The sequence below is a fragment of the Nonomuraea sp. NPDC049655 genome (assembly GCF_044465465.1).
In the GTDB taxonomy this organism is placed as follows: Bacteria; Actinomycetota; Actinomycetes; order Streptosporangiales; family Streptosporangiaceae; genus Nonomuraea.
Genome location: NZ_JBITLS010000014.1, coordinates 291,766 through 314,364 on the forward strand (window position 1 = coordinate 291,766; position 22,599 = coordinate 314,364).

Genomic DNA, 22,599 nt, shown 5'->3' on the forward strand with positions numbered 1-22,599 from the left:
GGCGGGCGTTCGCCGGGCGCGTACCTGGGGGCCGGACCGCCCGGCGCAGTCCCTAAACTCGTGGCCATGGATTCCCCAGCCGTCGAGATCGTCGACCTGGTCAAACGCTACGGCGGCCGGACCGCCCTCGACGGCCTCACCCTGCGGGCCGGCCGCGGCGCGGTCACCGCCGTCCTCGGGCCCAACGGCGCGGGCAAGACGTCCACGGTCGAGATCTGCGAGGGGTTCCGCAAGGCCGACTCCGGCACGGTTCGGGTGCTCGGCCTGTCGCCCACGCTGCCCGAGCTGCGGCCGCGCGTCGGGGTGATGCTCCAGGCGGGCGGCGTGCCGCCGGCGATGCGCTGCGCCGAGTGGCTGCGCGTGGTCGCGCGCTTCTACGCCCGTCCGCACGATCCCGGCGCGCTGCTGACCCGGCTCGGGCTGGCCGAGCACGCGCGCACCCCCTACCGGCGGCTGTCGGGCGGGCAGCAGCAGCGGCTGTCGCTGGCCGCGGCCGTGATCGGCAGGCCGGAGCTGGTGTTCCTCGACGAGCCGACCGCCGGGCTCGACCCGCAGGCCCGGCACGCCTGCTGGGACCTGGTCGGCGAGCTGCGCGGCGCCGGGGTGTCGGTGGTGCTGACCACCCACCACATGGAGGAGGCCGAGCGGCTGGCCGACCACGTCGTGATCATCGACAGGGGGCGCGTGGTGGCCGAGGGCAGCCCGGCCTCGCTGACCGGGGCCGAGCGGCAGCTCAGGTTCAGGGCCAGGCCGGGGCTCACGCTGGAGGAGCTGCTCAACGCGCTCCCGGTGGGCAGCGCGGCCAAGGAGTCGCCGGCCGGCCACTACATCATCGAGGGCCAGGTGGGGCCCGAGCTGCTGGCCACCGTCACGGCCTGGTGCGCGACGGAGGGCGTCACGGCCGACGATCTGCGCATCGAGCGCCGTACCCTCGAAGACGTCTTCCTCGAACTGACCGGCAGGGAGCTGCGATGACCCCCGTGCTCGACCTCTCGCCCGCCCCGGGCGCCGCGCCGTTCCCGCGCATGGTGCTCGCGCAGGCCGGCTCGGAGGTCCGCACGATGCTGCGCAACGGCGAGCAGCTCCTGCTCACCCTGATCATCCCGGTGCTGCTGCTGGTCGGCTTCTCGCTGGCGCCGCTGGTCGACGTCGGGGGCGGCCGGCGGGTCGACTTCCTCGTGCCGGGCGTGCTGGCCCTGGCCGTCATGTCCACGGCCTTCACCGGGCAGGCCATCGGCACCGGCTTCGAGCGCCGCTACGGCGTGCTCAAGCGGCTGGGCGCGACCCCGCTGTCCAGGGCCGGGCTCATGCTGGCCAAGACGGCCGCGGTGGTGGCCGTGGAGGTCATCCAGGCGGCCGTGATCGTGGCCGTGGGGCTGGCGCTGGGCTGGCGGCCCCACGGGTCGTTCCTGGCCGCCGCGGTGCTGGTCGTGCTGGGCACGGCGGCCTTCAGCGGCCTCGGCCTGCTCATGGCGGGCACGCTGCGGGCCGAGGCGACGCTGGCCGCGGCCAACCTGGTCTACCTGGTGCTGCTGGGGGCGGGCGGGGTGATCTTCCCGCTGTCGAAGTTCCCCGAGGGCGCGCGGCCGGTCCTGGAGCTGCTGCCGATCTCGGCGCTGACCGGCGGCCTGCGCGCGGTGCTCGCCCAGGGAGCGGCACTGCCGCTGGGGCCGGCGCTCGTCCTGGCCGGCTGGGCCGTGCTGACCCTGGCGCTGGTCTCGCGGCTGTTCCGCTGGGAGTGAGGCGGCTGTTCCGCTGGGGATGAGGCTGTTCCGCTTGGGGTGAGGCTGTTCCGCTGGGGGTGAGGGGGCGCGCCACCCCGCGTGCGGAGATGTCGTCCGAGGTCAGTACGCTCTGGACGACCGCCCCACCTTCCGCGCGAGGAGTTCCGTGACCGACTTCGCCCTCGACGATCCCTTCGATCGCCGCCCGGCGCTGCCCCGGCCTGGCCGCCTGCTGCGCCAGGCCGCGGACTCGATCCCGCCCTCGTCGCTGGTCCTGCTGTCCATCGTCTCGGTGCAGCTCGGCGCCGCGTTCGCCAAGAACCTGTTCGCCGTCCTGCCGCCGAGCGCCGTGGTGTTCCTGCGCATCGCGGCGGGCGGCCTGATCATGGCCGCGGTGGCCAGGCCGAAGCTGCGGGGGCTGGGGTGGCGCGACTGGGCGGTCGGGGCCGGGTTCGGCCTTACGCTCGCGCTGATGAACCTGTCGTACTACGAGGCCCTGTCGCGGCTGCCGATGGGCGTCGCGGTGGCGATCGAGTTCCTCGGCCCGCTGGGCGTGGCCGTGGCCGCCTCCCGGCGCAGGCTCGACCTGGCCTGGATCGGCCTGGCCGGCCTCGGCGTGGCGCTGCTGGCGCCCTGGGGGCAGCAGGCGTCGGCGGCCTGGTGGCTCGGCATCGGGTTCGCCCTGGTGGCGGGCGCGTGCTGGGCGGCCTACATCCTGCTGTCCGCGGCGGCCGGACGGCGTTTCCCCGGCACCACCGGGCTGTCGTTCGCGATGATCGTCTCGACCCTGGTGATCGCGCCGGTGGGCGTCACGACCGGCGGCGCCGACCTGCTGCAGCCGTCGCTGCTGCTGATCGGGCTGGGCGTGGGGCTGCTGTCGTCGGTGATCCCGTACTCGCTGGAGCTCCACGCGCTGCGGCGCATGCCCAAGCACGTGTTCGGCATTCTGATGAGCCTGGAGCCGGCCGTGGCGGCGCTGGCGGGCGTGCTGGTGCTGGGCGAGGTCCTGCACGTGCAGCAGTGGGCGGCGATCGTGTGCGTCGTGGCCGCCAGCCTCGGCTCGACCAGGATGACCGGGCGCTGATGACCGGGCGCTGATGACCGGGCGGCAGGGAGTACCGAGGAGGTGCCGCCGCGCGCCCGCGGGGATGGGGATCTCTCGGGCGCGCGGCGGAGGGCTCGGCTTGAGGTGGGCGGGTCGCCGAGCCCGGTGAAGGTCAGCGGACGCGGGCGTCCGCGTGACCGGGCTTGTGAGGCTCTCAGGAAGATCAGTTCGTGAAAGCTTTCACCAACACATTACCTCAAAACGGACAAACCCTCTTAATTCGGACGGTAAAGAAACGCGGCAGGCGTCAGTGCTCGGCCCAGATCCCCCGGACGTGGCCGATGTGCTCGCCCATCAGGTGGCCGACCGCCTTGCCGTCACCGCTCTTGAGCGCGTCGAGCATGGCCAGGTGCTCCCTGGCGGAGTCGGTCAGCGAGCCGCGCTCGGCCAGCTGCGACAGACCGTAGAGCCGGGCCCGGTTGCGCAGGTCGCGCACCACCTCCACCAGGTGGACGTTGCCCGCCAGAGCCAGCAGCTCCAGGTGGAAGCGCAGGTCGGCGTCGATGTAGGCGAGCAGGTCGGCCCGGTCGGCGGCCGAGACGATCTCCTCGGCGATCGGGCGCAGCCGTTCGAACTCCTCGGCGCGGGCGCTGTCGGCCAGCCGCGAGACGGTGGGCACCTCGATCAGCTCACGGATCTGGGTCAGCTCGTCGAGGTCGCGGTCGGACAGCTCGGTCACCCGGAAGCCCTTGTTGCGCACGGCCTCGACCAGGCCCTCCTTGGCCAGGTCGAGCATGGCCTCGCGGACCGGCGTGGCCGAGACGCCGAACTGCGCGGCGAGCACGGGCGCGGAGTAGACCACCCCTGGCCGCATCTCCCCGGTGATCAGCGCGGCCCGCAGCGCGTGCGCGACCTGCTCGCGCAGACTCTGCCGCTCCCCCACCATCGGCAGGTCGAGCCGGTCCTCGGCAGCCATCCGCCTTCCCTCCTACTTCCACGCCTCGTACGCGGCCGCGGCGACCACCAGGTCCTGCCACGCCATGCCCGTGCTCTTGAACACCCGCGGGCCGGGACCGGCCACCACCCTCCCGGCGATCAGCTCGGCGAGGTTCCCGGCGAGATGACCAGAGGTGATCGTACCGTGGCGGATCGGGATGATCACGTCGCCGGCTTCCTCCAGGGCGGCCGATCTGGCCTCGACGACCACGGTGGCGCGGGCGACGAGGTCGCCGTCGAGCTCGCGGACGCCGGGCTCGTGCGACCCGACCGCGACCACGGTGACGCCGTCCCGGGCGAGCTTACCGGGGAACAGCGGCTGCGCGGCCGTGGTGCAGCAGGCGACGAGGTCGGCGGCCCGGATCGCGTCGGCCACCGCGCAGGGCACCGCCGCGGCTTCGGCGGTGGGGGCTTCGGCGGTGGGGGCTTCGGCGGTGGGGGCTTCGGCGGTGGGGGCTTCGGCGGTGGGGGCTTCGGCGGCCAGGGATTCGGCTGTCAGCGATTCGGCTGTCAGGGATTCGGCGGTCAGGCCCAGGGCGCGGCAGCGGGCGGCCAGGGCGGCGGCGCGGGCGGGGTCGCGGCCCACGACCGTGACGTGCTCGACGGGCCGCACCTCGCGCAGGGCCAGGACGTGCCCGTACGCCTGCGGCCCGCTGCCGAACACCACCAGGCGGCGCGCGTCCGGCTCGGCCAGGTGGGCGACGGCCAGGGCGGAGACGGCGGGCGTGCGCAGGGACGTGAGGGCGATGCCGTCCAGGGCGGCGAGCGGGGCCAGGGTCGGGCCGTCCAGCAGCAGGTACGTCCCCTGGATGCGGGGCAGCCCGCGCCCGGGGTTGTCGGGCGTGACGGTGACGGCCTTGACCCCGGCGTAGCGGCCGGCGGCGGCGGGCATGAGCAGGAGCTGCCCGGCCGGCAGGTCCACGGTGGGCCGCCGGGGCGTCAGCTCGGGGTCGAGCCCGTCGCGCAGGGCCTGTTCGAGGACGGCCACCGCGCGGCCGACCGGCACCAGCCGCTCCAGCACGGGCCCGTCGATGTAGGGAAGAGCGCTCATCGCAGCGTGAACCCCGTTCCGATCGGGTCGTCGGGATCGAGCTCGAAGACGTGCCGGCCGGTGCGGTAGGCCATGCCCTCGATCTCCGGCACGATCCCCTCGGCCGTCACCGCGGCCACCCGCGCCCGGAAGACGGACCCGACGACGCTCTCGTGCACCAGGGTGCCGCGCAGGCCGGCGTCGTGCAGCAGCGCCATCCTGGCGGCGGTGCCCGACCCGCACGGCGACCGGTCCACCTCGCCGTCGGCGAAGACGGTGACGTTGCGCTGCCGGACACTCCCATCAGCCCTCGGCGACCCGCCGCCGGGCGACCCGCCATCCGGCAGCTCGCCACCCGCCGGACCACCTGCCGACCCGCCGTCCGACACGGCGTCGCCCGGCAGGTCGTCGTAGAAGATGACGCCGTAGACGCCGGACAGGCGGTCGTCGCGCGGGTGGCGGGTGGCGGGGTGGCCGGCCAGGGCGGTCTTGATGCGGCGGGCGTGCCCGACGAGGGCGGTCAGGTGGCGGGGCTCGACGGACAGCCCCAACTCCCCCGCCGAAATAGACGCATAAATCGCCCCGCCGTACGAAATATCAACCTTCGTTCCAGCGACGGCCACGTCCCGCGCGATCACGTACGACGGGACGCTCACGAACGTCACCCCCGCCACCCGCCCGCCCGAGCACCGCACCCGCGCCCTGACCCGCCCCGACGGCACGTCCACCACCACGTCGGTCTCCCCGTCGGGGTCGGCCTCGACCAGCCCCTCCTGCACCGCGTAGGCCCCCAGGGCGATCGTGCCGTGCCCGCAGGCGGTGGAGAAGCCGTCCTTGTGCCAGAAGAGCGCGCCGAGATGCGCCCCGGCGTCGTCGGGCGGCACGAGGAAGCAGCCGTACATGTCGGCGTGCCCGCGCGGCTCGTGGCACAGCAGCCGCCTGACGTGGTCGGCGTGGGCGGGCGCGTTCTCCCGCCGGGTGAGCACGTCCGCCCCGGGGATGCCGGGGACGCCTCCGGTGACGATCCGGAACGGCTCACCGCCCGTGTGGTAGTCGACAGTTGTGATCACAGTTCGAAGCCCCTCCGGACCGGGTCGGGAAAGCCGCCAAGGAGTAACATGTCACATTGTCACGTTCCGGAGAAGCCTCTGACGGGACCGTCCCACTGGGCCCGTACCATCGTTGACGTGAAGGAATCCACCAGCCGCCCCAACGTTCTGGTCCGCGCCCTGCGCTCGTTCTGGGCGCCGACCGCGCGCTCGATGCGCGGCTGGGCACTGGCCTCCGTGGTGGCCAACGCGGGCATCGCGGTGACCGGCGCGGGCGTGCGGGTGACCGGTTCCGGGCTCGGCTGCCCGACCTGGCCGAGGTGCACGCCCGACAGCTTCGTGCCCGTCGCCCACCCCGAGATGTCGATGCTCACGATGCTCATCGAGTTCGGCAACCGGCTGCTGACGTTCCTGGTGCTGGCGGTGGGCGCGGCGTGCGTCGTCGCGGCGCTGCGCCTGGTCCCGCGCAGGCGGCCGCTGGTGCGTCTGGCGCTGCTGCAGCCGGCGGGCGTGCTGGCCCAGGCCCTGTGGGGCGGGCTGGTGGTCAGGACCGCGCTCAGCCCGTTCACGGTCGGCATGCACTTCCTGATCTCCATGGCGCTGATCGCCGCCTGCTGGATGCTCTACGCCCGTGCCGGCGAGGGCGACGGCCCGGCCGCCGGGATCGCCCACCGCGACGTCCGGCGGCTCGGCCACGCGCTGCTCGCCGCCACGGCGGTGCTGCTGGTGGCGGGCGTGGTGGTCAGCGGCACGGGCCCGCACTCGGGCGACGTCATCGCCTCCCGCTTCGGCTTCGACATCGAGACCGTGGCCCGGCTGCACGCCGACATCGTCTACGTCGTCGTCGGCCTGACGTTCGCGCTGCTGTTCGCGCTGCGCGTGACCGGCGCGCCCCGGGCCGCCAGGCGGGCCGCGCTCGGGCTGTTCGTCGTGGAGCTGGGCCAGGGCGTGATCGGCTACACCCAGTACTTCCTGGCCGTGCCGGCCGCGCTGGTGCTGCTGCACGTGCTCGGCGCCTCACTGGTGTGGATCGCCGCGCTGCGGGTGGTCACCTCGCTGCGCGCCAGAGGCCCGCTGGAGGCCCCGGCCGCCGCCGCTCACACGGAAGCGCCCGCTCCCGTCTGACCGTTGTGCGATGGTATGGGGTGTGCTGCGACTCCCTAGGCTCTCGCGCAGGCTGCTGCGCCGTACGTACCAGGGGCTGGTGCTGGTCAGCGTGCTCGCGCTGGCGCCCATGACCTGGGCCTGGCTCGACAGCTCGCCGCACCGCGTGGTGGCCGACAGCGGCGGCTGGCTGGGCCGGGTGCCGCCCGCGCAGGCCGCGCTGGTGCTCGGCGCCGGGCTGTGGCGCACCCAGCCCACGCCGATGCTGGCCCGCCGGCTCGACGTGGCCGCCGAGCTCTACCGGGCGGGCAAGGTGCGGGCGCTGCTGCTGTCGGGCGACAACAGCCGCAAGGAGTACGACGAGCCCACCGCCATGCGCGACTACCTGCTGCGCAGGGGCGTGCCGGCGGACGTGATCGTGCTCGACTACGCCGGGTTCGACACCTGGGACTCGTGCGTACGGGCTCGCCGGGTGTTCGGCGCCGAGCGGATCACCGTCGTCACCCAGGTCTTCCACCTGCCGAGGGCCGTCGCGCTGTGCCGGACGGCCGGGCTGGAGACGTTCGGCGTGGGCGACGACTCCACCCGCCAGTGGGCGGCCACCACGTACGTCTACGCCTCCCGGGAGCTGCTGGCCACCGGCAAGGCGGTCGTGGACGCGCTGCTGCTGCACTCCGACCCGGTCTTCCCCGGGCCGCGCGAGGTCTCCCTGACCCGGATCCTGGCTCAGCGGGGCGCGCCGGGCGCGTAGCCGGGCGGCGGGGTGCCCCTGGCCATCCGGCGGGCGTGCACCGGGGGCACCGGGAAGTCGGCGCGGGCGGTGCTCATGCACTCCAGCAGGGCCCGCTGCTCCTCGTGGAAGGCCTGCTCGTCGACGATGTGGCGGGCCGCCCGCTCGTGCAGCAGGCCCAGCTCGGTGGCGGCGAGCTGGTAGTCGCGCATGGCGCGCACCCCCCGCTTGCCGCCGTAGGCCCTGGCCCACTGCCTGGCCTGGCGGCGCCTGGCGAACGTGGACAACATGTAGATGTCGGCCGGCCCGACCAGCCTGGTCGGCTCGTACGGCGGCAGGTAGGTCTGGATGAGCGCGACGATGCGCCGCCGGTCCCTGAACACCACGCCGATCAGCACGACGAGCACCACCAGCAGCGCCAGGTAGGCCACCACGAGCCCGGGGAAGCCGCCGTAGGAGGCCAGGCCGTTCCACAGGCCGTGCAGGATCATCGCCCCCGACCAGCCGGCCAGCACCAGGAACACCCGCTCGGGCCCCTGGCGCTGGGCCGCGTAGGCGACGGCCACCCCGATCATCGAGCTGAACAGCGGATGGGCGAACGGCGACAGGATGCCGCGCAGCACCACGGTGACCGCCAGGCTGCTGACGCCGTTGCCGTTGAGCGCCGACAGGTAGTAGCTGACGTTCTCGCTCATGGCGAAGCCGAGGCCGACCATGCTGGCGTAGATGATGCCGTCGGTGGGGCCGTCGAGCTCGGCCCGGCGGAACTTCAGCAGGCCGAGCAGCACCAGGCCCTTCATCGTCTCCTCGACCACCGGCGCGCCGAAGGTGGCCGCCAGGTTGCGGGCGCTGGTCGGCGAGAGCTTGGCGGTGTCGATGAAGTAGTGGAGGTTGAGCGAGTTGATCGCGCCGGCGACCAGCACGGCGATGCCCGCGCCCCAGGCGAAGGCGAAGATCAGGTTGCTGCGCGGCTCCGGCTCCATGCGGTCGAGCGCCAGCACGGCGGCCAGCAGCAGCGGCACCGGAGCCAGGGCGAGCCCGAGCGCGATGAAGAACTGCACCGGCTCACCGTTGATCACGTCGAAGGAGAACGAGACCAGGGCGCAGATGCCGGTGAGGACCAGCCCGGTGATCAACGCGAACGACGGGCGGTCCTTCAACACCCAGCGTGGATCACGGGTCGCCATACCGTGACTTTAACGGATCGAAGGGCCGGGGTCCGTGCCGACCGCCCGCGCGGGACAGCCACTCCTCACCGTCCGGACACGCGCGTCGCGGGCCTCGCGCACGGCGGTCAGGACGGTCACGGCGCTCAGGCCAGCAGCGGGTCGATCGCGACGGCGAGGAAGAGCAGCGCGAGGTAGGCGTTGGACCAGTGGAAGAAGCGCATCGGGCGCAGGTCGACGCCGCTCTTGCCGGCGTTGAGCCGGGCCAGCAGGCGGTGGACCTCCCACAGGCAGACCACGCCGAGCACGACCGCGACGACCGGGTAGAACAGCGTGGTGCCGGCCACCGGCCACAGGGCCAGCGAGCACAGCACGGTCGCCCAGGTGTAGGCCACGGACTCCAGGATCACCCGCCGCTCGGTGGCCACCACCGGCAGCATCGGCACCTTGGCCGCCGCGTAGTCCTCCTTGTAGCGCATGGCGAGGGTCCAGGTGTGGGGCGGCGTCCAGAAGAACACGACGCCGAACAGCACCAGGGGCGCCCAGTCGAGCCGCTCGGTGATGCCCGCCCAGCCGATCATGACCGGCATGCAGCCCGCGATGCCGCCCCAGACGATGTTCTGGGCTGTGCGGCGCTTGAGCACCATCGAGTAGACGATGACGTAGAACAGGATCGCGCCGGTGGACAGGACCGCGGCCAGCCAGTTGGTGGTGAGCCACAGGCCAACAGTGGACAAAATCCCCAGGACGATCCCGAAGATCAGCGCGCCGCGCGGCGACACCTGGTGCCTGGCCAGCGGCCGGCGGCGGGTGCGCCGCATCTTCTGGTCGATGTCGCGGTCGACGTAGCAGTTGAGCGCGTTGGCGCTGCCCGCCGACAGGGTGCCGAAGACCATGACGGCGATCGACTTCCACAGCGGCGGCAGGCCGCCGGCCGCCAGGAACATCACCGGCAGGGTCGTGATCAGCAGCAGCTCGATGATCCGCGGCTTGGTGAGCGCGACGTAGGCCTTCACGACCATGCCGAACGTGCGCGGCGCCCCGGGCTCGGTCGAGGGGGTCGTGGCCTGCCTGTTGGTCAGCACCGTCAAGGCGCTTCCAGCCTGTGCGGAGTCAACGCGTAACCTCTGATTAGAGCGGATCGATGAGTGGCGCCGTGGCGCCTCTGCGAACAAACAAACTGTAGTCGCAGGGGCGGACGGTCCGGCCAATGGGGGGCTTGCGCCATTCATGGACACGCGAGGGTGGAATGGGAATCGATCGCCAGCTCCACTCGGTTAGGGTCCCGTGTGGGCGGGATAGCCAACAGGTACTGCCAAATGACAACTAGATTCCGGAGATCGAGCACTTGAGCACCGAACTCGTGCCAGCCCTTGAATGGACCGACCTCGACAAGAAGGCCGTCGACGTCGTCCGGGCCCTGGCGATGGACGCAGTGGAGAAGGCGGGCTCGGGTCACCCCGGCACCGCCATGAGCCTGGCCCCCGCCGCATACCTGCTGTTCCAGCGCGTGATGCGCCACGATCCCAGCGACCCCAACTGGGCGGGCCGCGACCGGTTCGTGCTGTCGTGCGGCCACACCAGCCTGACGCTCTACATCCAGCTCTACCTGTCGGGCTACGGCCTGACGCTCGACGACCTGCGGCGGCTGCGCCAGTGGGACAGCCTGACCCCGGGCCACCCCGAGCACGGCCACACCGCCGGCGTGGAGACCACCACCGGCCCGCTCGGCCAGGGCCTGGGCAACGCGGTCGGCATGGCGATGGCGGCCCGCCGCGAGCGCGGCCTGTTCGACCCCGACGCCGAGCGCGGCTCCTCGCCGTTCGACCACCACATCTGGTGCTTCGTCAGCGACGGCGACATCGAGGAGGGCATCAGCCACGAGGCCAGCGCCCTGGCCGGCCACCAGAAGCTCGGCAACCTCGTCGTCCTGTACGACGACAACCACATCTCCATCGAGGACGACACCCTCATCGCCAAGTCCGAGGACGTCGTCAAGCGTTACGAGGCGTACGGCTGGCACACCGAGAGCGTCGACTGGACCGCCGGCGGCGAGTACGAGGAGGACGTCCAGGCGCTGTACGAGGCGCTGGAGGCGGCCAAGGCCGAGACCGACCGGCCCTCCTTCATCCGGCTGCGCACGATCATCGGCTGGCCGGCGCCGAACAAGAAGAACACCGGCAAGATCCATGGCGCGGCCCTGGGCGAGGCGGAGATCGCCGCGACCAAGGAGATCCTGGGCATGGACCCGGCCAAGAGCTTCGACGTGCCGGCCGAGGTGCTGCAGCACGCCCGCGAGGTGGTCGCCCGCGGCCGTACCGAGCGTGCCGAGTGGGACAAGGGCTATGCCGAATGGCGCCTGGCCAACCCCGAGCGGGCCAAGGAGTTCGACCGCATCTCCCACCGCGAGCTGCCCGCCGGCTGGGCCACGGCCCTGCCCGAGTTCGAGACCGGCTCCTCGATGGCCACCCGCAAGGCCAGCGGCGAGGTGCTGGGCGCGCTGGCGCCGGTGCTGCCCGAGCTGTGGGGCGGCTCGGCCGACCTGGCCGAGTCGAACCTGACCACGATGAAGGGCGAGCCGTCCTTCATCCCCGAGGAGTACCAGACCAAGGACTTCCCCGGTAACCGCTACGGCCGCACGCTGCACTTCGGCATCCGCGAGCACGCCATGGGCGCGATACTCAACGGCATCGCCCTGCACGGCGGCACCCGCCCCTACGGCGGCACGTTCCTGGTCTTCTCCGACTACATGCGCCCCTCGGTGCGCCTGGCGGCGCTGATGAAGCTGCCGGTCACCTACGTCTGGACGCACGACTCCATCGGCCTGGGCGAGGACGGCCCCACCCACCAGCCGATCGAGCACCTGTGGGCGCTGCGCGCCATCCCCGGCCTCGACGTCGTCCGCCCGGCCGACGCCAACGAGACCGCGCACGCGTGGAAGACGATCCTGGAGCACACCGACCGTCCCGCCGCCCTGGCGCTGACCAGGCAGAACGTGCCGGTCTACGAGGGCACGAGCGCCGACGGCGTGGCCCGCGGCGGCTACGTGCTGCGCGAGGCGTCCGACGGCCAGCCGCACGTGATCATCATCGCTACCGGCAGCGAGGTCGAGGTGGCCGTGCAGGGCCGCGAGCTGCTGGAGGCGCAGGGCATCCCGGCACGAGTGGTGTCGATGCCGTGTGTCGAGTGGTTCAACGGGCAGGACTCCGCGTACCGGCAGACCGTCCTGCCGAGCTCGATCAGGGCTCGGGTCGCGGTCGAGGCCGGCGTCGCGCTCGGCTGGCACCAGTTCGTCGGCGAGTGCGGCGAAGTGGTCAGCCTGGAGCACTTCGGCGCCTCGGCGCCGTACAAGACGCTGTACGAGCAGTTCGGGCTCACGGCCGAGCGCGTGGCGGCCGCGGCCAAGGCGAGCCTCGCCAAGCTGGGTCAGGACAAGGGCGAGACGACGGGAAACTGAGAAGAAGATGAGCGAGAACCTCAACAAGCTGTCCGGCCAGGGCGTTTCCATCTGGCTCGACGACATCAGCCGCGAACGGCTGCGCACGGGCAACCTCGACCAGCTGATCCGCGAGAAGAACGTCGTCGGGGTCACCTCCAACCCGACGATCTTCGCCGGCGCGCTCAGCAAGGGCGACGCCTACAACGCCCAGCTCCACGACCTGGCCGTCCGCGGCGTCACCGTGGAGGAGGCCGTCCGCGCCATCACCACGTACGACATCCGCTGGGCCGCCGACGTGCTGCGCCCGGTCTACGACGCCACCGGCGGCGTGGACGGCCGCGTCTCGCTGGAGGTCGACCCGCGGCTGGCCCGCGAGAGCGAGAAGACCGTGGCCGAGGCCAGGGCGCTGTGGTGGATGGTCGACCGGCCCAACCTGTTCATCAAGATCCCGGCCACCCTTGAGGGCCTGCCCGCGATCACGCAGGCGCTGTCGGAGGGCATCAGCGTCAACGTCACGCTGATCTTCTCCCTGGAGCGCTACCGCGCGGTCATGGACGCCTGGCTGGCCGGCCTGGAGGCCGCGCAGGCCAAGGGCCTGGACCTGGCCACGATCGAGTCGGTGGCCTCGTTCTTCGTCAGCCGCGTCGACACCGAGATCGACAAGCGGCTCGACAAGCTCGGCAAGCCGGAGCTGAAGGGCAAGGCCGGCATCGCCAACGCGCGCCTGGCCTACGCCGCCTACGAGGAGGTCGTCAGCTCCGAGCGCTGGCAGCGCCTGCGCGCCGCGGGCGCCCGTCCGCAGCGCCCGCTGTGGGCCTCGACCGGGGTGAAGAACCCCGACTACTCCGACACCATGTACGTCGACCAGCTCGTCGCCCCCGGCACTGTCAACACGATGCCGGAGAAGACCCTCGACGCCACCGCCGACCACGCCCAGGTCACCGGCGACACCGTGCGGCCCTTCTACGAGCAGGCCTGGAACACCATGGCCGCGCTCAAGGACGCCGGCATCGACTACGACGACGTCGTGCGGGTGCTGGAGGAGGAGGGCGTCGAGAAGTTCGAGGCGTCCTGGAACGAGCTGCTGGAGAGCGTCACCAAGAATCTGGTGCCATGATCGAGGTGTCCTACCGCGAGGAGGGGGTGGCCGCGGCCGCCTCCTCCGTCGCGGGGCGCCTCGTCGCCGACGGCGTGCCCGCGCGGCTGGCCGGCGGCGACCCCACGCTGTGGGGTGAGGACGCCGAGGCGGTGGCGGCGGTCCGGCTCGGCTGGCTGACGCTGCCGCGCACCTCCCGCGAGCTCCTTCCCGAGCTGGGCAAGCTCGTGGAGCGGGCGCGCGCCGAGGGCCTGACGAACGTGGTGCTGGCCGGGATGGGCGGCTCGTCGCTGGCTCCCGAGGTGATCTGCCAGACCGCCGACGTGCCGCTGACCGTGCTCGACACGACCGATCCCGCGCAGGTCCGGCGGGCGCTGACCGACCTGCTGGAGTCCACGGTCGTGGTGGTGGCCAGCAAGAGCGGCTCGACCGTCGAGACCGACTGCCACCTGCGCATCTACGAACAGATCTTTACCGAGGCGGGCATCTCGCCCGCCGACCGGATCGTGGTCGTCACCGACCACGGTTCGCCGCTGGAGCAGCGGGCCGTCGACGGCGGCTACCACCTGGTGCTGGCCGTCCCCGACGTGGGCGGCCGCTATTCGGCGCTGTCGGCGTTCGGGCTGGTGCCCAGCGCGCTGGCCGGGGCCGACGTCGAGCGGCTGCTGGACGACGCCGAGGAGGTGCTGCCGCTGCTGTCCCTGGACACCGGCAACCCCGGCCTCGACCTGGGCGCGGCCCTCGGCGGCGCGGCGCTGGCCGGGCGCGACAAGCTCGTGCTGGAGGACCAGCTCTCGGGCATCAACGGGCTGCCCGACTGGATCGAGCAGCTCGTCGCCGAGTCCACCGGCAAGCAGGGCCGGGGCATCCTGCCGATCGTCAACGCCGACCCCAACCACACCAGCGACGAGCTGGTCGTCGCGATCGAGTCCGACAACGGCGCCGTACGCGTCGACGGGCCGCTCGGCGGCCAGTTCCTGGTCTGGGAGTACGCGACCGCCGTGGCCGGGCTGCTGCTGGAGATCGACCCGTTCGACCAGCCGAACGTGGCCGAGTCCAAGGAGAACACCGCGGCCCTGCTGGCCCTGCCCGACCTGCCGCTGGGCGCGCCCGCGCTGGTCGACGGGCCCGTCGAGGTCTACGGCGCGGTCCGCTCCCACGACCTGCCCGGCGTGCTGGCCGAGCTGCTGAAGGCCATCCCGCACGACGGCTACCTGGCCGTGATGGCCTACCTCGACCGGCTGGCCGCCTTCGACGCGCCGGTGCCCGAGGGGGCCGACTTCGAGCAGATGACCGACGCGTGGATGATGGCCGACGCGGCCACGCTGCGCGCCCTGCTCGCCATCCGCACCAACCGGCCGGTGACGTTCGGGTGGGGGCCGCGTTTCCTGCACTCGACCGGCCAATACCACAAGGGCGGGCCGCAGAACGGCGTGTTCCTGCAGATCACGGGTGCGGTGGCCGACGACGTCGCCGTCCCCGGGCAGCCGTACACGCTGGGGCGGCTCCAGCTCGCGCAGGCGCTGGGCGACCTGGCCGCGCTGGAGACCCGCGGACGGCCCGCCGTACGCCTGCACTTGACGGACCGCGCGACGGGTGTCGCGCATTTGCTCGCAGCCGCACAGGAGGTTTGAGATGACTGACGAAGCATCTCCTGAGGAGGAGGTCGTCGCGGTGGCGGCGGCCGTGGCGAACACCGCCACGACATTGGAGGTCGCCGAGGCCAACCCCTTGCGCGACCCGCGTGACAAGCGGCTGCCGCGGGTGGCGGGGCCGTGCGTGCTGGTGCTGTTCGGCGTGACGGGCGACCTGGCCAAGCGCAAGCTGCTGCCGGCCATTTACGACCTGGGCAACCGCGGCCTGCTGCCGCCCGGTTTCTCGCTGGTCGGTTTCGCCAGGCGCGACTGGAAGGACCAGGACTTCGCGCAGTTGACGCACGACGCGGTCAAGGCGCACGCGCGTACGCCGTTCCGCGAGGAGGTCTGGAAGCAGATCCTCGAAGGCATCCATTTCGTGCCGGGCGAGTTCTCCGACGACGGAGCCTTCGACGCGCTGGCGATGGCGTTGGCGGAGATCGACCAGACCCGCGGCACGGGCGGCAACTACGCTTTCTACCTGTCCGTCCCGCCCAAGTTCTTCCCCGTGGTGGTCGAGCAGCTCAAGCGCACCGGGCTGTCCGACGCGCCCGAGGGGTCGTGGCGGCGGGTGGTCATCGAGAAGCCGTTCGGCCACGACCTGAAGTCGGCCCACGAGCTGAACGAGATCACCACGTCGGCGTTCCCGGAGAGCTCGATCTTCCGGATCGACCACTACCTGGGCAAAGAGACGGTCCAGAACATCCTGGCGCTGCGCTTCGCCAACAACCTGTACGAGCCCATCTGGAACCGCAGCTTCGTCGACCACGTGCAGATCACCATGGCCGAGGACATCGGCATCGGCGGGCGCGCCGGCTACTACGACGGCATCGGCGCGGCCCGCGACGTGATCCAGAACCACCTGCTCCAGCTGCTCGCGCTGGTCGCCATGGAGGACCCGACCTCCTTCGACGCCTCGGCGCTGCGCCGGGAGAAGGAGAAGGTGCTCAAGGCGGTGCGGCTGCCGTCCAACCTGGGGCTCAACACCGCGCGCGGCCAGTACGCGGCCGGGTGGCAGGGCGGCGAGAAGGTCGTCGGCTACCTCCAGGAGGAGGGCATCTCCGCCGAGTCGACCACCGAGACGTACGCGGCCATCAAACTGGAGATCGCCAACCGGCGGTGGGCCGGGGTGCCGTTCTACCTGCGTACCGGCAAGCGGCTGGGCCGCCGGGTCACCGAGGTGGCCGTGGTGTTCCAGCGGGCGCCGCACCTGCCCTTCAGCAAGACCGACACCGAGATCCTGGGCCAGAACGCCCTGGTCATCCGCGTCCAGCCGGACGAGGGCATCACCGTGCGGTTCGGGTCGAAGGTCCCGGGCACCGCCATGGAGGTGCGCGACGTGTCCATGGACTTCGCCTACGGCGAGTCGTTCCTGGAGTCCTCGCCCGAGGCGTACGAGCGGCTGCTGCTCGACGTCATGATCGGCGACCCGCCGCTCTTCCCGCACCAGCGCGAGGTCGAGCTGTCCTGGACGATCCTCGACCCGATCGAGGACTTCTGGGCCACGCAGGGACAGCCCGAGGGGTACGAGTCGGGCTCGTGGGGCCCGGAGTCGGCCGACGCGATGATGGCGCGCGACGGCCGCGTGTGGAGGAGACTCTAGTGACGACGTTCATGCTGTCGGACACGACGGCCGGCAAGATCTCGGCGCAGCTCATGCTGCTGCGCCACCAGATGGGCGCGCCCGCCATCGGCATGGTGCTGACCCTCGTGGTGGTCTCCGAGGAGCGCCACCAGTACGACGCGCTGCGCGCCGCCACCGAGGCGGCCCGCGAGCACCCCTCGCGCATCATCGTCGTGATCAAGCGGGAGGAGGCCGAGCCCAACCGGCTCGACGCCGAGCTGCGCATCGGCGAGAACACGCCGGGCGAGGTCGTGGTGCTGCGCCTGTACGGCGAGCTGACCCAGCACGCCGACTCCGTCGTCAGCCCCCTGCTGCTGCCCGACACCCCCGTGGTGGCCTGGTGGCCGGGCGCGGCCCCCGACGTGCCGTCCAAGGACGCGATCGGCGCCCTGGCCCAGCGGCGCATCACCGACGCCAAGGGCTTCGAGAACGGCGGCGCCGCGTCGCTGGTCACCCGCGCCAAGGGGTACGCCCCCGGCGACACCGACCTGGCCTGGGCCCGGCTGACGCCGTGGCGCAGCCTGCTGGCCGCCGCGTTCGACCAGCCGGTGGGCAAGGTGCGCAAGGGCGTGGTGGAGGCCAGCGCCGGGCACCCGAGCGCGCCGCTGCTGGCGGCCTGGCTGTCGGAGCGGCTGGGGGCGCCGGTCAAGGTGGGCGAGTCGGCCGGTCCGGGCCTGACCGCCGTACGGCTGCAGACCGGCGACGGCGAGCTGTCGGTCATGCGTTCCGACGCGCGGCTGGCCACGCTGTCGCGTCCCGGCCAGCCCGACCGGAACGTGGCCCTGGCCAGGCGGCACACCTCCGAGCTGATGGCCGAGGAGCTGCGCCGGCTGGACAGCGACGAGGTCTACGAGGCCGCCGTCAAGCGCTTCGCCCGTACGTACAAGGGCTGACCCCCTCCACTTGAGAAAGAAGTGTCGTGAGCGTTCCCAACGTTGTCGTGCACCGCGACGCCGACGTCCTGGCCAAGGCCGTGGCGGCGCGCATCATCACGCGCCTGGTCGACGTGCAGTCGGCCAAGGGGTCGGCCTCGATCGTGCTGACCGGCGGCACGGTCGGCATCGCCACGCTGGCCGCCATCGCCGCCACGCCCGCCCGTGACGCCGTCGACTGGCGGCGCCTGGACGTCTGGTGGGGCGACGAACGTTTCGTGCCCACCGGCGACAAGGAACGCAACGAGACCGGCGCCCGCCAGGCGCTGCTCGACCACGTGGACCTGGACCCCGGCCGGATCCACGTCATGCGCGGCCCCGACTCCGGCATGACGGCCGAGGAGTCGGCCGAGGCGTACGCCGCCGAGCTGCGCGCCGCGGCCCGCCCCGAGGACCACGGCCCGGTGCCGGCCTTCGACGTCATGCTGCTCGGCATGGGCCCCGACGCGCACGTGGCCTCGCTGTTCCCCGGCATGCCCGCCCTGTACGACACGCGCCCGGTCGTCTCCGTGCACGGCTCCCCCAAGCCGCCCCCCACCCGCATCTCCCTGACGCTGCCCGCCATCCAGGCGGCGCGCGAGGTGTGGGTGGTGGCGGCCGGCGAGGAGAAGTCGGGCGCGGTACGCCTGGCCCTGTCGGACTCGGGGCACGTCCAGGTGCCGGCGGCCGGCGCCCGCGGCCGGGCCGGCACCCTGTTCCTGCTCGACCGCGCCGCCGCCGCCAAGATCCCCCCAGAACTGGGCCGCCTGGCCTCCCCCTGAAGCTCAACGCGGATCGGCGGCGGGGGTACAGGCGAACATCTCGCCGTACCGGCGCTGCGCGATCCGCACGAGCTGAACGAGATCGTCGTCCTGGTCCCGTGCGGGGTTCCTCATGATCGTGATACCGATGAACGGGCTCACGTCCCCGCACCGGAACCAGACGCCCGCGCTGCGGAACGGGTACAGCCGGGCCTCGAAGTCCTGTATCTGCCCCTTGCCCAGCTCGGGCGGCAGCTTCACGGGAGAGCCGTCCTTCCCGTGGGCGGCGAAGGCCTCAAGGGTCTCCGGGCGAGCTGACACCTCGTAGCTCGTGATGACGATGCTGCGCTCGTCGTTGGACACCACACACGTGTTCCCCACCAGGTGCCTGCTGTTCGGACCTGCCTTGTACGAGCCGGTGTAACCGGTCAGCTCGGCGAGCGCGGCACGCGGGACGAAGTTGCACAGGTAGGGCGGCGCGTCGGTGACGGGCCGCCGCACCGGCGAAGGCGTCTGCGTCGGGGGGGTCGTCCGGCCCGGCGTGCAGGCGGCGGCCGAGACTGCGAGGAGCAGGCAGAGCAGCGCGGGCAGCGGCCTAGCCATGGTGTTCCCCGGTCTCGTCGGGCTTCCTCATGTGACTGGTGAACTCGCCGGTGCCGGTCCTCGTCATCCCTTGCGCGTCGCCGAAGTCGCTGGGGATGGTGGTGTGCCGTTCCATCCACTGCAGGAACGCATCGTATTCGTCGTGGTTCATCGAGGCCGGCGGCTTGACGCGCGGCGGGTCGCCGACCACGAAGGGCTGTCCTTCCAACTGCTTGTGGTCGTAGTGCTCGTGCGTGATCGCGGAGGATTCGAGCATCTGTCTCACCAGCTGGTCGACGACCTCCTCGTTCTCGGCCCCTTCCGCGACGTTCTTGACAGTGTGCTCGCCGCCGTGCCCGGCCTGGTCGAGCATCCACTTCCCCGCGCTGGTGTAGCCGTCCTTCACAAAGTTCTCGTACGCAGCCTTGGCCGCCTCGATGCCCGCCTTCCCCACGAGCCCGGCGCCGGGTACGGGGATCTCGCCGATCCCCATCTCGACCAGCTTCATGAGCTCGGCGTCCGCCGCGTCCGCCTCCTGCCCTCGGGCGATCAGGGCTTGCCCGCGCGCCTCCATGAGGTGCCCGAGGCTGCGGGCGTCGTTGGTCACCACGTTCTTCAGCATCGTCTCGTTGCCGGTCATGATCGCTTCGTCGACATCGCGCCGCATGTGGCCGATCTCCCCCATGAGCAGGTTGTCGTAGGCCCTGTCGTCGGCGGCCAGGTCGAGCGTGACCAGGTCGAGGTCCGCGGCACCGAACCGGCCGATGGAGTGTCCCGCGTTGTCGCTGGTGAGCTCGCCGTCCGCGGCCCGGGGGGCGTTCTTGTAGAAGGCCGCGGACAGGTCGTCGGCGTGGTCGCCCAGGATGCGGCCCATGTTGTCGCGGATTCCCGACAGGTCGTCGAGCTCGGACGGATCCGCGAAGACAACCTTGCCCGCCTCGTCGAGCGTCACATGGGGCCTTACGTCGTCGGCGTAGATCTGGGTGGCCAGGACGGCCAGGGCCTTGGACAGGTCGTCCTGGCCTTTCATCGCGGCCTCCATGGCGCGGCCCAGCGACTCGCCGTGATCGCCCATGGCCCACTGCGGGCGGCGGTCGTGCATCAGGTACGTCAACAGCTCACGGTCGGCGAGCAACGCCTGGGCAGGCTCCCTGCCGCGGGCAGCGACGGCCAGCAGCGCGCCGATCGGGTCGGCCGCCCCGATCTGGTCGGTGTCCTGGAACGGCTGGGAGGCGGCGGGGGCGGGCAGGTTGTAAACGTCGGTATCGCGGGGCAGGAAGCGCACCCCGTGCGCCTTGAGGTGATCGCGGTCCCAGCGGATCATGTCGCGGCCGATCGTACGCATGAACCACGAGCTGTACGGCTCCCGCTCTCCCGCCGCCAGGATCTGGCCGAGCGCCCAGTAGCCGGGGGCGGTGAGCCCGCCCATGCCGGGCGCCTGCGTCTCCACGCGGCCGCGTCTGCGTAGTTCATCCAGGAAGCGGGTGCCGAGGCGTGCAGTGCCTTCCTTGGCGACGGTGGCGTGGGCGAGGGCCGTCGCCAGCACGGACAGCAGCTCCTGGTGCTGCGCACGCAGCTCGCGCGCCTGCTCCGGACCCTGGTCGAGCGCCCTTCGCACGCGGGCCGACAACTGCACGGGCAGGGTGGTGAGCACCTGCGGGCCGAGCTTGTCCAGCAGGGCCGTGGCGAAGCGGGGATCGCTCATCCGGCCCTTGAAGGCCGCGAGCTTCGTGAGCGCTTCCTGGTCACCGCCTCCGGCCGCCACGACCAGTCCGGCGGCCTGTTCTGCCTCGGCCCGCACTTGGGACGGGATCAGCCGTCCTTCATCGACCCGCACCGCGCCGGGCGGCACCACGGAGCCAGGGACAGGGTGGCCGAAGACGTCGGTGTCGACCTTCTCGCTCTCGTAGGCCAGGTCGCGCCGCCGATACAGGTCGGGCGCCTGCTCGGCCAGCCAGCGGGCCGCCCGGTCGATGGCGGCGACCCCCGGGGGGCTCATCGTGATCCCCGCAAGGATCGCGCGCAGCTCGCCCACGCAGCCGGCCAGGGCCTGACCCGCCTCCTGCACGCCCTGTCCGAGCCGGTGCATCTCGCGCGGGTCGAGGGAAGAGAAGGTCACAGGTTCCTCCGCTCGTCGAGGGAGTAGCGGGCGGCTTCCACGCGGAGCTCCTCGACGATCTCCCGCAGGCCGCGCCACACCTCCAGCCTACGGCGCGCGAGCTCCTGGGCGAAGGCGTCGGCGGCCGGGCCCGTCCAGGTGCGTCCGTCCGCCATCTGGCGCACGACCTCGTCGAGGCAGTGCCAGTGCCGGTCGGACAGCGCCTGCACGCGGCGCTGAGCCTCCAGCAGGTCCGCCGGAGTAGTCATGAGAACCTCCCACCGACCGTGGTACGCACGCCGCGCCCCCTCAGGCTCAATCCATGCTCCACGATGCCAGGAGAGTCCGGTCGCGTCACGCCGTTCGGTGAGGACGGCATGACGCGACGTGCCTGGCCGTCAGAGGTCGGCGGTCAGGGTGTCGATCTCCTTGAGGAGGGTCTGCTTGCGGTCGGCGGCCAGGTAGGAGGCGTTGACGGCGTTGCGGGCCAGTTGGGCCAGCTCGGTGGCGCCCAGGCCGAGCACGTGGGCGGCGGCGCGGTACTCCCCCGCCAGCGTGGTGGCGAACATGGGCGGGTCGTCGCTGTTGAGCGTGACGTACAGGCCCTCCTCCAGCATCCGGGGCAGCGGGTGGGCGGCGAGCTCGGGCACCTGACCGGTGCAGACGTTGGAGGTGGGGCAGACGTCCAGGGGGAGCTGGGTCTCGCGCAGGTGGGCGACCAGGCGGGGGTCGGACAGGCAGTTGATGCCGTGGCCGATGCGCTCGGCGCCGTAGCCCTCGATGACCTCCCACATCGTCTCGGGACCGCTCATCTCGCCGCCGTGCGGGACGCTGTGCAGGCCGGCGGCGCGTGCGGCTGTGAAGGCGTCGCGGTAGGCGTCGCGGTATTTGGGACGGTCCTGTTCGATGCCTCCGATGCCGAAACCTACCAATGCGGCGGGAGGTTCGCGCAGAGCGTGGTCGACGGTGATCCGGGCGGCCTCCTCGCCGTACTCGCCGGGGATGTCGAAGATGTAGGCCATCTCCACGCCGTGGTCGGTCAGGGCGCGGCGGGCGGCCAGGTCGAGGGCCTCGGTCACCTCGCGCATGGGCATGCCGACCACGTGATGGGCGTACGGGGTGACCTGCAGCTCGGCGTACCGGCCGCCCTGTCCGGCGAGGTCCCTGGCCAGGCCGAGGACGAGGGTGGCGACGTCCTCGGGCTCGCGGACCAGGCTGTTGACGGCCTGGTACACGCGGGCGAAGTGGGGGAAGTCGAGGAAGGTGTAGAAGCGGCGCAGTTCCTCCTCGGAGGTCGGGACCTCACTGCCGGGATGCCGCCGGGACAGCTCCAGCACGGTGTCGACCGAGGCCGATCCGACCAGATGTACGTGCAGCTCCACCTTGGGCAGCGCGTCGATGAAGGCGTCGATGGTCATGGCGAAGACCATAAGCCTGAGATTTCCTTCTGAAACAGGGAAAAGGGCGAAATTTCACCTCAAGATGTCAGGATTCGGGCTGCGGGGTAGGCTCCGGGGTTGTGAGGGATCCTGAGGCCTATGACCGCGGCTTCGCGCGGCTCAGCTCGCACACCGTCCAACCCCTGCTCGCCGCCGTGACCCGAGGTGCCG

Annotated in this window: 20 protein-coding genes; 11 read left to right on the top strand and 9 right to left on the bottom strand. The window is 71.9% G+C overall.

Features of this window, described 5'->3' with window-relative positions; genetic code table 11:
• Positions 1-66: 66 nt before the first annotated feature.
• The 3 genes from ACIBQ6_RS38705 (at position 67) to ACIBQ6_RS38715 (ending at position 2,808) form a co-directional block, all read left to right on the top strand.
• Entirely contained in the window at positions 67-975 is a 909-nt protein-coding gene (locus ACIBQ6_RS38705; RefSeq protein WP_397218165.1) for an ABC transporter ATP-binding protein, read from the top strand.
• Positions 972-1,742, top strand: a complete 771-nt coding sequence (locus ACIBQ6_RS38710) for an ABC transporter permease (RefSeq protein WP_397218167.1) — start codon at positions 972-974, stop codon at positions 1,740-1,742. The genes ACIBQ6_RS38705 and ACIBQ6_RS38710 overlap by 4 nt, the downstream gene beginning before the upstream one ends.
• A gap of 148 nt (positions 1,743-1,890) precedes the next feature.
• On the top strand, positions 1,891-2,808 hold the full coding sequence (locus ACIBQ6_RS38715; RefSeq protein ID WP_352328758.1) for an EamA family transporter: 918 nt from the start codon (positions 1,891-1,893) through the stop codon (positions 2,806-2,808).
• A 268-nt stretch (positions 2,809-3,076) separates the two neighbouring features.
• On the opposite strand, the gene ACIBQ6_RS38720 is transcribed toward ACIBQ6_RS38715, so the two are convergent.
• Genes ACIBQ6_RS38720 through ACIBQ6_RS38730 form a run of 3 tightly spaced genes read right to left on the bottom strand, consistent with a single transcriptional unit; the run spans position 3,077 to position 5,865 of the window.
• On the bottom strand, positions 3,077-3,745 hold the full coding sequence (locus tag ACIBQ6_RS38720; RefSeq protein WP_352364390.1) for a GntR family transcriptional regulator: 669 nt from the start codon (positions 3,743-3,745) through the stop codon (positions 3,077-3,079).
• Between the two features lie 12 nt (positions 3,746-3,757).
• A complete protein-coding gene (locus tag ACIBQ6_RS38725) occupies positions 3,758-4,816 on the bottom strand; it encodes an ornithine cyclodeaminase family protein (protein WP_397218169.1) in 1,059 nt (352 codons plus the stop codon).
• Positions 4,813-5,865 carry a proline racemase family protein gene (locus tag ACIBQ6_RS38730; protein ID WP_397218171.1) on the bottom strand — a complete coding sequence of 351 codons (1,053 nt, stop codon included), beginning with the start codon at positions 5,863-5,865 and terminating at the stop codon, positions 4,813-4,815. Before ACIBQ6_RS38730 ends, ACIBQ6_RS38725 begins: the two co-directional genes overlap by 4 nt.
• Positions 5,866-5,982: 117 nt before the next feature.
• On the opposite strand from ACIBQ6_RS38730, the gene ACIBQ6_RS38735 reads away from it, so the two are divergent.
• Positions 5,983-6,969: a heme A synthase gene (locus tag ACIBQ6_RS38735; RefSeq protein WP_397218173.1), complete on the top strand. Its 987-nt coding sequence runs from the start codon at positions 5,983-5,985 to the stop codon at positions 6,967-6,969.
• A 22-nt stretch (positions 6,970-6,991) separates the two neighbouring features.
• The gene (locus tag ACIBQ6_RS38740) at positions 6,992-7,699 is read left to right on the top strand and encodes a vancomycin high temperature exclusion protein (protein ID WP_397218175.1); all 708 of its coding nucleotides are present in this window, start codon (positions 6,992-6,994) and stop codon (positions 7,697-7,699) included.
• On the opposite strand, the gene ACIBQ6_RS38745 is transcribed toward ACIBQ6_RS38740, so the two are convergent.
• On the bottom strand, positions 7,675-8,865 hold the full coding sequence (locus ACIBQ6_RS38745; RefSeq protein ID WP_352364398.1) for a PrsW family intramembrane metalloprotease: 1,191 nt from the start codon (positions 8,863-8,865) through the stop codon (positions 7,675-7,677). The two genes, ACIBQ6_RS38740 and ACIBQ6_RS38745, sit on opposite strands and share 25 nt — an antisense overlap.
• A gap of 125 nt (positions 8,866-8,990) precedes the next feature.
• Positions 8,991-9,929 carry a heme o synthase gene (locus ACIBQ6_RS38750; RefSeq protein ID WP_387680354.1) on the bottom strand — a complete coding sequence of 313 codons (939 nt, stop codon included), beginning with the start codon at positions 9,927-9,929 and terminating at the stop codon, positions 8,991-8,993.
• Positions 9,930-10,270: 341 nt separating this feature from the next.
• Between ACIBQ6_RS38750 and tkt the strand changes: the two genes are divergently transcribed.
• The 6 genes from tkt to pgl are packed head-to-tail and all read left to right on the top strand — an operon-like array spanning position 10,271 to position 18,330.
• The gene (gene tkt, locus ACIBQ6_RS38755; protein WP_387680351.1) at positions 10,271-12,301 is read left to right on the top strand and encodes a transketolase; all 2,031 of its coding nucleotides are present in this window, start codon (positions 10,271-10,273) and stop codon (positions 12,299-12,301) included.
• 7 nt (positions 12,302-12,308) lie between these two features.
• A complete protein-coding gene (gene tal, locus ACIBQ6_RS38760; RefSeq protein WP_352364404.1) occupies positions 12,309-13,400 on the top strand; it encodes a transaldolase in 1,092 nt (363 codons plus the stop codon).
• Positions 13,397-15,013 (top strand): glucose-6-phosphate isomerase, encoded by a 1,617-nt coding sequence (locus ACIBQ6_RS38765; RefSeq protein WP_358300166.1) that lies wholly within the window; start codon positions 13,397-13,399, stop codon positions 15,011-15,013. The genes tal and ACIBQ6_RS38765 overlap by 4 nt, the downstream gene beginning before the upstream one ends.
• Before the next feature lies 1 nt (position 15,014).
• Positions 15,015-16,616 carry a glucose-6-phosphate dehydrogenase gene (gene zwf / locus ACIBQ6_RS38770; protein ID WP_358300168.1) on the top strand — a complete coding sequence of 534 codons (1,602 nt, stop codon included), beginning with the start codon at positions 15,015-15,017 and terminating at the stop codon, positions 16,614-16,616.
• Positions 16,616-17,530, top strand: coding sequence for a glucose-6-phosphate dehydrogenase assembly protein OpcA (opcA, locus tag ACIBQ6_RS38775; RefSeq protein ID WP_352323011.1), 915 nt, complete (start codon positions 16,616-16,618; stop codon positions 17,528-17,530). Before zwf ends, opcA begins: the two co-directional genes overlap by 1 nt.
• A gap of 26 nt (positions 17,531-17,556) precedes the next feature.
• Entirely contained in the window at positions 17,557-18,330 is a 774-nt protein-coding gene (pgl, locus tag ACIBQ6_RS38780) for a 6-phosphogluconolactonase (RefSeq protein WP_357983369.1), read from the top strand.
• Between the two features lie 3 nt (positions 18,331-18,333).
• On the opposite strand, the gene ACIBQ6_RS38785 is transcribed toward pgl, so the two are convergent.
• The 4 genes from ACIBQ6_RS38785 to add all read right to left on the bottom strand — a co-directional run bounded on the left by ACIBQ6_RS38785 (position 18,334) and on the right by add (position 22,407).
• The gene (locus ACIBQ6_RS38785) at positions 18,334-18,912 is read right to left on the bottom strand and encodes a hypothetical protein (RefSeq protein WP_397218177.1); all 579 of its coding nucleotides are present in this window, start codon (positions 18,910-18,912) and stop codon (positions 18,334-18,336) included.
• Positions 18,905-21,010, bottom strand: a complete 2,106-nt coding sequence (locus tag ACIBQ6_RS38790; RefSeq protein WP_397218179.1) for a hypothetical protein — start codon at positions 21,008-21,010, stop codon at positions 18,905-18,907. The genes ACIBQ6_RS38785 and ACIBQ6_RS38790 overlap by 8 nt, the downstream gene beginning before the upstream one ends.
• Positions 21,007-21,258, bottom strand: a complete 252-nt coding sequence (locus ACIBQ6_RS38795; protein WP_397218181.1) for a hypothetical protein — start codon at positions 21,256-21,258, stop codon at positions 21,007-21,009. Before ACIBQ6_RS38795 ends, ACIBQ6_RS38790 begins: the two co-directional genes overlap by 4 nt.
• Before the next feature lie 129 nt (positions 21,259-21,387).
• Positions 21,388-22,407, bottom strand: a complete 1,020-nt coding sequence (add, locus tag ACIBQ6_RS38800) for an adenosine deaminase (RefSeq protein WP_358300174.1) — start codon at positions 22,405-22,407, stop codon at positions 21,388-21,390.
• Positions 22,408-22,599: the final 192 nt, after the last annotated feature.

Bases quoted from the DNA above. Each gene is read 5' to 3' on its own strand.
- ACIBQ6_RS38705 (WP_397218165.1), top strand. From the start codon at position 67: ATGGATTCCCCAGCCGTCGAGATCGTCGACCTGGTCAAACGCTACGGC.
- ACIBQ6_RS38710 (WP_397218167.1), top strand. From the start codon at position 972: ATGACCCCCGTGCTCGACCTCTCGCCCGCCCCGGGCGCCGCGCCGTTC.
- ACIBQ6_RS38720 (WP_352364390.1), bottom strand. From the start codon at position 3,745: ATGGCTGCCGAGGACCGGCTCGACCTGCCGATGGTGGGGGAGCGGCAG.
- ACIBQ6_RS38725 (WP_397218169.1), bottom strand. From the start codon at position 4,816: ATGAGCGCTCTTCCCTACATCGACGGGCCCGTGCTGGAGCGGCTGGTG.
- ACIBQ6_RS38745 (WP_352364398.1), bottom strand. From the start codon at position 8,865: ATGGCGACCCGTGATCCACGCTGGGTGTTGAAGGACCGCCCGTCGTTC.
- tkt (WP_387680351.1), top strand. From the start codon at position 10,271: ATGGACGCAGTGGAGAAGGCGGGCTCGGGTCACCCCGGCACCGCCATG.
- tal (WP_352364404.1), top strand. From the start codon at position 12,309: ATGAGCGAGAACCTCAACAAGCTGTCCGGCCAGGGCGTTTCCATCTGG.
- ACIBQ6_RS38765 (WP_358300166.1), top strand. From the start codon at position 13,397: ATGATCGAGGTGTCCTACCGCGAGGAGGGGGTGGCCGCGGCCGCCTCC.
- zwf (WP_358300168.1), top strand. From the start codon at position 15,015: ATGACTGACGAAGCATCTCCTGAGGAGGAGGTCGTCGCGGTGGCGGCG.
- ACIBQ6_RS38785 (WP_397218177.1), bottom strand. From the start codon at position 18,912: ATGGCTAGGCCGCTGCCCGCGCTGCTCTGCCTGCTCCTCGCAGTCTCG.
- ACIBQ6_RS38795 (WP_397218181.1), bottom strand. From the start codon at position 21,258: ATGACTACTCCGGCGGACCTGCTGGAGGCTCAGCGCCGCGTGCAGGCG.
- add (WP_358300174.1), bottom strand. From the start codon at position 22,407: ATGACCATCGACGCCTTCATCGACGCGCTGCCCAAGGTGGAGCTGCAC.